Origin of the sequence: Streptomyces sp. NPDC102360 (genome assembly GCF_044766085.1) — a bacterium.
Classification (GTDB): Bacteria; Actinomycetota; Actinomycetes; order Streptomycetales; family Streptomycetaceae; genus Streptomyces.
The window spans coordinates 956,069-966,470 of record NZ_JBIWLG010000001.1; the positions used below are offsets into that span (position 1 = coordinate 956,069).

Sequence of the window (10,402 nt, forward strand, 5' to 3'; positions counted from 1 at the left end):
CTAGACGATTCCTGGAAGTTCTTCCGTGCGCTGAACTGCATGATTCAGATCAAGTAGTCGATCCGTGATCTCCGTTTGCGTCAACCGGGGAAGACAGAATCGGACACCCTGGCGAGTTTCATTGAAGGAATGCTTCATGTCGAGATCGTTCCACCCGTAAGCGGGGGCCACGGCTTGGTCGATTTCTGCATGGACTGACCGAAGACTCTTAATCTCTTCGTCTGTTATACGGGGGTCGTGGAAGGCAGAGTAGAGCTTCGTGAGGCCAATCTTTCGGTCAGCCATGATCTCGGTTCGCATACATGCAAGGGTGGCTCCCTGAGTGTCCATCTCCCCGCTGCCATCTGGATGAGGTAGCGTTTCAAAAACATCCGAAGGGGAGTAGTTAAGATCGGCCTTAAGTGTTGAGGAATTTTTCCAGGCCCAGCATGAATGAAAAGAACTGCTTAGCAATGCAAGGTCGCGGTCAAGGGATCGAGTAAATACTGCCAACTTGTGCGCAAGGACTTGATTACTTGAGACCCGTGCAGGCATCACGGTGCGTGACACTAGTGCTACTACCAGGACTCGTTCCTGCCTACTGATCCGCTTATACAGCTCAGGGCGGCTGCGCTCGTAAAGCCACCATCGCGCACGGGCATTTTTGCTGTGTTTGACCTTCATTCGCTCTGGCTTGACGTCTCGTTCGATGATGGCGAAGGGCTCCGGGTACTCGCGCGCCCGCTCCTCGGGCCAGTCGTGGAAGTTGATCACCCAGCGGCTTGCAGAGCAGTCCGGTCGGGAGTTGAGATCTTCGCCATTGAGATAGGGGAAGAGGACATCCTTGTTGCGCGGGTCACGCTGAATCAGGTCCTCTGCCTGGTCAGGGGTAAGGACAAAGCCCTTGCCCAGGACAATCGACCCTTGGAAAGACTTGCCAGAGTTCGCTACCAGCCGGTGTTTGGTGCGTAGTGTTTTGAGACATTTTTGAATGGTTTATAGCCAACCTGGCGAATTAGGGATTTGCTGACGTCTGAGTGCTACACATTTTTCCTCATGGTCCTCAACGAGTTCATAGCCTCGCAGCGTGCCGACGGGTACTCGAAAAGCACCATCAGTGCCAGGGTTCGGTGTGTTCGTGCAATTGCGCGAGCCGCTCTTGTGGGAGCTGATGAACTGACCGTTGAACACGTCCTCAGCTACTTCGGTTCGCGAACGCTTAAGCCCTGGTCACGGCGGACCTACCTAAATCACCTTCAGGCCTTCGGGAGGTGGCTTGGGGTGAATCTTGTCGCCGGGATACGCAAGCCGCCAGCGCCACGGTCCATCCCTGACCCCCTGCCTGAAGAGGAACTGGACAGATTGACGGCCCGGACTGCGGGGCGTCAGCGGGCGTGGGTGCTGCTCGGAGCCTTCTGTGGACTGCGTGCCCACGAGACGGCAAAGCTTAGACGCGAGGACATCTCAGTCCTGCAAGAAGGCGAGGTGGTCCTGCGTGTTCAAGGTAAAGGGGGACGCACTGACATTGTTCCAGTGCCGCCGGTCGTCGTCCGTGAGCTGAACCTGATGGGCGCTGGCAGATTATGGGACGGCGTCAGTCCAGAGCGTGTATCGCGGACCGTCGCGGGTATCGCAGCCAAGCATGGTATCCGAATGCGGTACCACCAGCTCAGGCACCGTTTTGGCACGGCCGTGTACCGTGCGTCCGGTCGTGACCTGCTGTTGACCCAGCGCCTCATGCGTCATGCCTCACCCGCAACAACCGCTGGCTACGCCGCTGTTGCGGACGAGCGTATCCACTCCGTGATCAGTGCCCTGCCTGGCGCGGACCCCGACGCGCGACCGAAGCAACCCCGCCGGCGTTCAATGGCCTGCGCGTCTTGCGGGGGATGAGTAGGTGCGCCGGAACTGACGCCGCTCGTTCTCTCAATGCCTCCTACTTCAGCACGAGCGTCACGAGCGCCGCCCACTCGCTTCGGCCGACTCGCAGCACCGGCCCGTTGGCCGTGACCTTGGAGTCCCGTACATACACTGCGTCGAGGTCGGCGGCCACTTCCACGCAGTCGCCGCCGTCCGACCCGCTGTAGCTGCTCTTGAACCACTGCAACCCGTTCAGGCTCTCGGTCACCTGCTCCACGCTCACGTCTCTCCCGCCATCCGCTCGATGAGTCGCGCAGACTCCTCGATGTTCAGGGCCTGCGATCGCAGCTTGCCATAGCGCAACGCGAAGGCGCTGACCTCTACGGCATCTCCGACGACGCACCCGACTCCTTGGGACTCGAAGTACCCGAGCTGGTGGTGTTCCTTCGACTCCACCACGACGAACGGTCCGTTCTTACCTGGGTGGAAGCCCCGTTTGGCGGGCATGACCTGGACCTCGATGTTGCGCAACGTGCTCACCTCCAGCAAGTGCTGACACTGGCCGCGCATGGTCCCCATGCCACCCACTGGATCGCGCAGCGCCTCCTCGCTGATGATGAACGACAGTTCTGCCAGCGGTGCCCGAATCAGCAGCTTCTGCCGACTCAGCCGTGCTTCCGTGTGCTGGTCGATGATCTCCTCGCTCAGCGGCGGACAGTGCCCAGCGAAGACGGCCCGCGCATACTCTTCCGTCTGCAACAACCCTGGCACCAGCAGCGGATCGTATGAGAAGCGGCTCATCACCTCCGCCTCGATCAGCGCGAAGTTACGGAAAAACCGAGGCAACTTCGCCCGGTCCACCTCATCCTGGAGCGCCTCCAGGACCCCCCGCGAGTCCAGCGCCCTGTCCGCCGCCACCGTGAACGCCGCCTTCGCCGGTCGTCGCCCCCGCTCCACCGAGGCGACCTGCTCCAGCGAGTAGCCGATGGCCTCCCCGAGATCTCGCTGGTTCAACCCGGCCCGTTTACGCAGATGTTGCAGCAACGCGCCGTACGCCGACCAAGCGCCCGGCACGTGGCTCTCCTCCGACGGCTTCACCGCGCGACCCTTCTGCGTGTCCCGCATCGCCCTCACGCCCTTCCGATCCCCGAGTCCGCCCGCCGCTCCGGACACGGGCTCCGCGAACCGCCCTGCGGTGGGGCATGGTTCAACGCGCAGCGCTCGTTCGAAGGCACGGGGCCCAGCCCGTACAGGGCCCGTACAACGCCCGTACAAACGAAGGCGTCACCTCCGACCCACCCCGTACAGGGTCCTTCGGTACGGCCGTTGCACCTGGTCGGTAGGCCGGCCACCCCCTCACGCTGAACCCCGTGACGCACCAGCAACTCACCAGCGGGGCACCGCCGCCTGTCCCCGCCCGCCAACTGACCCTGCGCTTCAGCAGCACAAGGCGCGGTGCCCGCCTCGCCCGCCAGCTCGCCGTCCAGCAGTTCACTGAATGGACCGGCCTCGCGTACGACTCCGACGTCGCCCAGGCCGTCGCCCTCGTCACCGCCGAACTGGCGTCGAACGCCGTCCGCCACGGCAGCCTTCCCGGCCGGGACTTCCGCCTGTCCTTGGCGCTCATGCCCGCCTTCCTCCGGATCGACGTGACCGACACCCGACCCGAGCGCCTCCCGCCGCCCGAGGCGCCGGAACCCGCTGACGACGAGTCCTCGGGCCGGGGGCTGTTCCTCGTCGAGGCCTACGCCGACCGTTGGGGGTGCATGGTCCACGACGCGTACACGAAGACGGTCTGGGCGGAGGTGCGACTCGGCGCCATGACTTTGTGACACCCACGCTCTCGCTCCGCGGAGACCTCAACGAGTGGAGAGGGCAGTCGAGTTGACCTGACAGTCCCAGTGAGCGCGAGCGTCCCTACACCTGCGCGGGCAGCGCGGGGAACACGACCACCGAGCCGTCCCTGTCGCGGGCGATCTCGATTGCCACGTCCGTCGTGGGGCCGTTGACCATGACTCCGTCTCCCAGTTGGCGGATCCGGTGTGCCACGCGCATCAGACGATCGACTTCACCGGTCGTGAAGACGGGCCGCAAACCGCTCGGGCGTGCCAGCTCCAGCGCCGACAGGCGGATCAGGACAGCGGCGATGCCCGACTCCAGTGTGTCGAGGCGCTGCTGATCGGCCTTGAGTGCGCGGGCGAAGTTCTCGAACAGGTTGTCAGGGGCGCTCTGGGCGTGCTCGACGGCTTGCAGGACGATGACCCGTCGCTTCAGCGCAACGGCCAGGGCGGCGAGTTCGAGGTGAGTGCGGAACGTGCCGCCGTGGTCGTCGTCGATGCCGGGGAACGACTTGGTCAGCGTGTCGATGTCGACGGCCTTGCCGTCGGGCAGCTTGTCGAGTGCGCTCTGCCACCGGGCAAGGCGGCGGTCGGCGGTGCCCAGTGCCGTGTTGATGGCATGCACTGCCGAGTCCAGTCCCAGCGAGATACCGAGCTTGCCCTGGTCGAGCAGGATGGCGGTGGCTTTGTCGATGGCGTCGCGGCAGCCGTCGAGTTCGCTGTGCTCGTCCTCAAGCTTCTGCTCTTGCAGTTGCTCCAGCAGTTCCGTGATGTGTTCGATGGCCTGCCGGCGTTGCGAGTCGGCATGCGCGCTCACCCCCACCGCCACGGCCATGAGCACGAGCGGCGCAGCTATGGTGAGCGCCGCGCTGCCGGCGGCCGCGACACCGGCTGTCGCACCGGCGCCACCGGCTGCGCCTGCCGCTGCCGCTTTACCGACCGGCACGAACGTCGCGCCGGCGGCGATGCGGCCCGTTGAGTCCATGAGTGGGCCACGGATGCCACAGACCACTCCCTTCGCCGCCATCGGGCGAATGGTGCCCTGGCCGAACTGGGCGGCAACCTTCGCCGGCACCACCATGCGGTACAGGCACTCGCCGGCAGCGGTTGCCTTGGCCGCCGCAGAGGAACTCCGCGCCGACTGCGTGATGAGCTGCGAAAGGTGCTGCGCCAGGGGGCTCACGGCGTCGAGCGGGATGCCACGGCTGCGGTCGAGCCCATCGGGCAGCGGATGCGCTTCAAGCGTGGCGATCGGCTTGTCGGCCAAGCCGGCCAGTACACCGCGTAGTTCAGTCAGGCGCTCAGCCGTCATCGGCTCGTCTGCGCCGACTGCGGGCACCCGGACGTCACCGGTCGCCAGTGTCCACACCGGAACGGTCGTTGCCTTGCGGTAGTCGATCATCGTCTCCCCTTGCTCCCCTTGCTCCCCGGCAACAGCCTACGGCTGATGTCCGACAAGAACGGCATGCCGGCCCGACGTAAACGGGCCAGCAACCCGGCATCCTCCCGGACCGGATCTGCGGCCCGAACCCGTGGTTCAGGCCGGGCAGTCGGCCTCCCTGGCCGCCGTACCCGAACGGATCATGAGGTAGCCGGACGCGCCGACCTCCGCCACCGCGTAGCGGGTGTACGGCCACGCGCTGCCCGAGCTCTCGCGCTGCTTGACGAGGGCCCGGCATGCCTTGCCGGCGGCCATGCCCGCCCACGAGTCGACCTGACTCTGGTTCCAGGTCACGTAGTTCGACCACACGTACATCGCCGAGCCCGCCGGGTCGAAGCCGATGGCGATGTCGTCGTTGCCGAGGGTGCGGTCGGTGCCGAGAGTTCCCCGCATCTCGTTGGTCCGCTCGATGACGCCCCTGGCGGCGCGGTCCGCGACCTGGATCTCGGTGCTGTCGGAGCTGGGGTTCATCGCCTCGGCGAGACCGTCGTCGTCCGGTTCCCAGTCGTCCTGAGTGGCCGCGCCGGAGGCGTCACCGGAGTCGCCGTCCTGCGCCGACCGGCACGCCGAGTCGGCGGTGAAGCCGTCCTGCCACGTCACGCGCGGGTCCTGGCCCTTCTCGTCCCGGACCAGGACGTAGGTGCGGTAAGGCAGGTCCGGATGGGCGTCGAGGACGACGTCCCGCAGGGTCAGGCACATCAAGTGGGCGATTTCCGTCTCCGCGTACATCTCCGCCTGTTCGTCGGAGTCGAGTGCGTACGAGAAGTAGACCTCCCGGCGAGACTCATGGAACTTCACCGTTCCCGTGGTCAGCACGATCGGGAGCAGGTCCTGTGCTCCGACGCCCTGGTCGTGCAGGACCGCGCCCGCCACGTCGTGTTCGCCTTGTCCTTGCGCCTTGCGCGCCTGTCTCCAGGTCTCCGCGTCGGCCGGATCCGTGCCCGCTGCCTGGTCTCCCTTCCCCGCGGTGTCGTTCTTCGCGGTGTCCGCCGATGGCTTCGTGGATCCGGCCGCGGCGGGGGAGGATGTCGAGGCCGTGGGGCGGACCGCGTGCTCGCCGTTCCGGGTACTGTCACCGGGCATCAGGGCCGCCGCTCCGCCGGCCAAGCCGCCGCCGACAGCCGCCGCGAGGACCACCGCGGTCACCGTCCGCTTCCACGAACGGCGCGGGGGTGATTGCCAGGCGAGTTCGTCCCCAGCGGGTATGTCCCACAGGGCCGTCACCATGTCCACGGCAGTCGCCGGTATCGCGTCGGTGCCCACCGCCTGCGTCGCCTGGGAGGCCAGCAGGTCCGCGCACTCCTGAGCGGCCTCGGCGGCCGGCGGACGGTCATCCGGTTCCTTGGCCAGCGCCCGTTCCAAGATTCGGCGCAGGGGCGCGGGAACATCGTCCAGGTCTGGTTCGCCGGACATCACGCGGAACGCGACCACGTCGGGTGCGCCGGTCCCGAAGGCCAGCCGGCCGGTGGCCGCGTGGGCGACGAGCGCGCCCCAGGCGAACATGTCGCTCGCGGGGCCGGTCGTCCCTGTGCGGTAGTGCTCCGGGCTGATCCAGCCAGGAGTGCCGGTCATGACGCCGGTGCGGGTGACACTCGTGCCGTCGGCGGCGTGCGCGATCCCGAAGTCCAGGACGCGGGGGCCGGCGGGCGTGAGGATGACGTTCTGGGGTTTCACGTCGCGGTGCACCACTCCCGCGGTGTGGACGGCGGCGAGTGCCTGGGCGGTGGCCGCCGCGAGCGCGTACAGGCTGCCCCCGGTGAGCGGTCCGTGGTCGAGTACGTACCGGTCCAGCGTCGGGCCGGGCACGTACGGAGTGACCAGCCATGGAGTCTCCGCGTCCGTGTCGGCGGTGAGTACGGGCACCAGGTACGGTCCGGTGACGCGAGAGGACAGCTCCACTTCCCGCTTGAAACGGGCTCTGAACTCCGGATCCTGCGCGTGCTGTGGGTGAATCGCCTTGACCGCCACGCGCGTTCCGTCCGGGGCGATCCCGGCGTGAACGGTGCCCATGCCTCCCGCACCGAGGCGGCCGACGATCCGGTACGGGCCCATGCGGGAGGGGTCGCCCGGACGCGCCGACCGGACTCTTCCGGCGGAGCTGTTCTCGCTCACAGATGGTTCCTTCGTACGCGGTCGGAGGGTTCGGGCCGAACAAGACGGTGGCTGAGCGGATGTGCGGTCGGGCCTGGGTTCGGCCGGCGGCACACCAGGCGAGCGTCCAACAGCCCTTGAGGAGGTATCACTTCGTGCACGAGGACGAGGCGCATCGAACCGGGCCACCGTCCCCGTGAGGACAAGTGACCCGGTCGCTGGCGTCAGTTCCTCCGTGCCAGATCCAACGCCGCCGTGTGCACGAACCAGTCCAGCACCCCGCAGATCTCCGCACTGTGCTCCGCGAACACCCGGACCGGGAACGACGGGCGCAGTTCCAGCTTCGCCTCGGGCAGGTCAATGCCGTCGATCTCGTTGAGGCGGCGTAGCAGCTCGCGGCGCTGTTCCGTGTCGTCGAAGGGGCTGCGCGTCTTGAGGTACTGGAAGACGACCTCGACCGTGCCGCTCACCGGGTAGATGCCGACGGGCCAGATCAGGTGGGGCCGCTCGCTCGTCCCGGCGTCCAGCATCGGGAAGCAGCTGGTCTCTTCGTTGCGGCCGTACGTGACGTGACCACCCTGGCCGCGCCAGTAGTCGAGCGCTGCCATTACTCCGGAGGCCGACTCCGTTGTGTGCGTCTGCAACTGCGTACGGAAGCGTTCGGCCGCCGCGGCGTCCTCCTCCGCAGGGAGCGGATCGTGCGCACCTTGCTGGGCGACGTCCTTGCCGAGCAGGGTGGCCAGCTCCGCGGCGGTCAAGCGCTGCGAACGGTCCGCCCGGCCCGAGGCGTCGAACCTCACACCCTCGTTCACCAGCAGTTCTTGCGGCGGCTGTCGGTCGACGCCGTCCGGCCAGCGGAAGCCGGCGGAGACCTTGCCCTCCGAGTTCAGGACCCGGTGAGCGCCGATGACAGACGAGTTGGTTCCCAGGTGGGTACCCACGGGCACCGGGTGGCTGCCGATCAGCTCGGCGATGTCGCCGTACGAGGTCCACGTTCCGCTCGGCATCGCCACCAGGATCGCCCGCAGTTCGGCCCAGCCCGGCCACTCCTCGCCGGTCGGCTTCGTCCCGCCGATCGGGCCGGGCCACAGCTCGACGGCGCGCTTCGTCAGCCGGTCGGCGCGGTTGAGGATCTCCGCCCTGCCCCAGCGTTCCTGCGAGGCGATCTCCGCGTTCATTCGCAGGGCGCTCGACTCGAGAATCTGCTGCTTGCGCTTGAAGGGGTGGTTGGAGAGCTTGGAGTTGTCGCCGGTCAGGGTCAGGTTGCCGAGCGTGTGCACCAGCAAGTCGTGCAGTTCTTGGGGCGTCTGGTCCGGCTCGGTCTCGTCGGCGAGCAGCTCGAACCACTGCGGGGCCGGGCGCTGCGGAAGGACGTGTTCCACGCTGAGGGACGCCTTGGCGAAGTCGACCGGCTCGGTGGAGAGATGGCTCTCCTCCAGGCGGCGCAGAATGTAGCTGCGCTGCGGAGGACGGCCGCTCCAGTAGAACGGCTTGCTGCGGACCGCCGCGTGCAGCTCCTCGTCACTGGGCCACCGCCGACGCCGACCGGACAGGAACCGCCGGACGGCCTCTGCTGCCGGTCGGTCGGTCTCCAGCTCCTTCGGCGCGTCCATGAAGATCCGGTTGAGGCCGGTGGTCGGTGTCTGGCAGATCAGCCGTCGCACCAGGTACGACTCGACGTACAGCAGGGCCTGCGCCGCGTCGTCCGCAGTGGTGCCTCCGGCGTCCACGAGGTCCAGTAGGTGCAGGGCGAGCGGGTAGTGCGTCTGACCACCCCAAGCCGCCAAGCGCTCCAGCACCGCGCGCAGTGCGGGCGAGTACTCGCGCGCCGGCTCGATGATGCGGCGGAACCGCAGGCCGCGATCGGCCAGTTGCTCGATCTCGCGCTGAAGCGCTGCCTCGTCGCCGGCCAGCGGCTGGAGCCGCTTCTGCTGCTCCCGGTAGATCTCGCTCTGCTTCACCTTGGAGTGGCCACGCACCACCAGGTCCAGCCAGACCAGCAGTTCGAGGTTCTTCGGGCCCAGGCTCTGCTGCATGGGCAGCCACAGCTCTTGATAGACCCGCTCGCCCCGCTTGGGCAGCAGCATGAACACGTAGTTGCGCAGCAGGTCGCTCTGGCTCAGCCCGACGCCCGTGTTGTTGATCGATTCGAAGATGCGGTACACGTTGTCGCCGGACTCGGCGGTGATCTCCACGATCGAGAGCAGGTCCTTAAGGACAGTCTCGACAGTGCTGATCCACTGTGCGCCACCGGTCTCCCGGCCCTCGGCCATCGCACCGAGAAAGAAGCGATAGGCCGCACCGATGTTGTCGCTGCCACCGGCCTCGGCCCGGGACTGCACACAGGCGGTGAAGGCCTCGCGGTCCGCCTGGGTGGGAAGCAGCCGGTAATGGCCGGGGCCCTCCTGGTACTCGTTGACGAGTATCTGACGGTGCACCCTGTCCATGCCACGCTGGTCACCCTGCTTCCTGTGGTGGTCACGCAGAGCGGCGAACGCCAACATCAGTGTGGTCAGCCGCTGCTGCCCGTCCACCACCAGCCACCTCTGCACGCCGCCGGCCTGGATCTGTCCGGGGGCCAGCACCACCGAGCCGAGGAAGTGCGGCGCGACGGTCTCACCGGAGAGATGCTGGTCGACGAGTTCACCGACGTCCTCCCAGAGCCGCTTCAGCTGATCCCCGCCCCAGCTGTACGTGCGTTGATACAGAGGTACCTGGAACTGCTTCTCCCCCTGGACGAGCTTGACGAAGGTGATCTCCTGGGCGCGCATGCGCTTCCTTTCCCCCAGTTGGTGCGCAGATGTTTCGGAACCGTCCCCCGGTGTGGTCCCGAAGACAGCGTGCAGTACGAACAAACGCGGTTTCTACAGCTGGGGTGACCCGAGTCAGCCACTCCGCTGCCAACTCGGGTGAGACGTCGAGCACTTCCATGTGCATGGCGCGTGTGCCTCTCCCGCGAGAGGAGGCTTGGCGAGCATAGCTCGAAACAGAGTGCAGTCAACTGTGAACATAGTCAAACGGCTACTTGTCGCACCATGGTGTCCGTAGGGAGGGGGGAGGGCGGGGGCGTGCCTGCGGGTTCTGTAGCGCCGTGGCTGCGTGGTGCTGCTGCTACCCTCGATGCGTGTGCTCAGTTCACACGTGATGTCGGCGTGCCGGGGGGTTCGTCGGCGATCGTTCTCGGTGTGGCCGG

7 protein-coding genes are annotated in these 10,402 nt (G+C 66.6%); 1 reads left to right on the forward strand and 6 read right to left on the reverse strand.

Going from position 1 to position 10,402, the window contains the following annotated elements:
- From ACIRHA_RS04325 to ACIRHA_RS04335, 3 genes are all read right to left on the reverse strand, one after another.
- Complete coding sequence (locus ACIRHA_RS04325) at positions 1-972, reverse strand: type IIL restriction-modification enzyme MmeI (protein WP_403842093.1); 972 nt, start codon at positions 970-972, stop codon at positions 1-3.
- A gap of 943 nt (positions 973-1,915) precedes the next feature.
- Positions 1,916-2,122 carry a DUF397 domain-containing protein gene (locus ACIRHA_RS04330; RefSeq protein ID WP_403839670.1) on the reverse strand — a complete coding sequence of 69 codons (207 nt, stop codon included), beginning with the start codon at positions 2,120-2,122 and terminating at the stop codon, positions 1,916-1,918.
- Positions 2,119-2,964 (reverse strand): helix-turn-helix transcriptional regulator, encoded by an 846-nt coding sequence (locus tag ACIRHA_RS04335; protein WP_403839672.1) that lies wholly within the window; start codon positions 2,962-2,964, stop codon positions 2,119-2,121. The genes ACIRHA_RS04330 and ACIRHA_RS04335 overlap by 4 nt, the downstream gene beginning before the upstream one ends.
- Positions 2,965-3,209: 245 nt before the next feature.
- Between ACIRHA_RS04335 and ACIRHA_RS04340 the strand changes: the two genes are divergently transcribed.
- The gene (locus ACIRHA_RS04340; RefSeq protein ID WP_403839674.1) at positions 3,210-3,671 is read left to right on the forward strand and encodes an ATP-binding protein; all 462 of its coding nucleotides are present in this window, start codon (positions 3,210-3,212) and stop codon (positions 3,669-3,671) included.
- Between the two features lie 85 nt (positions 3,672-3,756).
- Here ACIRHA_RS04340 and ACIRHA_RS04345 read toward each other — a convergent pair whose 3' ends face one another.
- The 3 genes from ACIRHA_RS04345 to ACIRHA_RS04355 all read right to left on the reverse strand — a co-directional run bounded on the left by ACIRHA_RS04345 (position 3,757) and on the right by ACIRHA_RS04355 (position 9,980).
- Complete coding sequence (locus tag ACIRHA_RS04345) at positions 3,757-5,079, reverse strand: hypothetical protein (RefSeq protein ID WP_403839675.1); 1,323 nt, start codon at positions 5,077-5,079, stop codon at positions 3,757-3,759.
- 135 nt (positions 5,080-5,214) lie between these two features.
- Positions 5,215-7,230 carry a serine/threonine-protein kinase gene (locus ACIRHA_RS04350; protein ID WP_403839677.1) on the reverse strand — a complete coding sequence of 672 codons (2,016 nt, stop codon included), beginning with the start codon at positions 7,228-7,230 and terminating at the stop codon, positions 5,215-5,217.
- Between the two features lie 203 nt (positions 7,231-7,433).
- Entirely contained in the window at positions 7,434-9,980 is a 2,547-nt protein-coding gene (locus ACIRHA_RS04355; RefSeq protein WP_403839679.1) for a DUF262 domain-containing protein, read from the reverse strand.
- Positions 9,981-10,402 lie beyond the last annotated feature (422 nt).

What these genes read in the sequence shown, in the direction of transcription:
- ACIRHA_RS04345 (WP_403839675.1), bottom strand. Translation starts at nt 5,079, where the DNA reads ATGATCGACTACCGCAAGGCAACGACCGTTCCGGTGTGGACACTGGCG.
- ACIRHA_RS04355 (WP_403839679.1), bottom strand. Translation starts at nt 9,980, where the DNA reads ATGCGCGCCCAGGAGATCACCTTCGTCAAGCTCGTCCAGGGGGAGAAG.
- ACIRHA_RS04335 (WP_403839672.1), bottom strand. Translation starts at nt 2,964, where the DNA reads ATGCGGGACACGCAGAAGGGTCGCGCGGTGAAGCCGTCGGAGGAGAGC.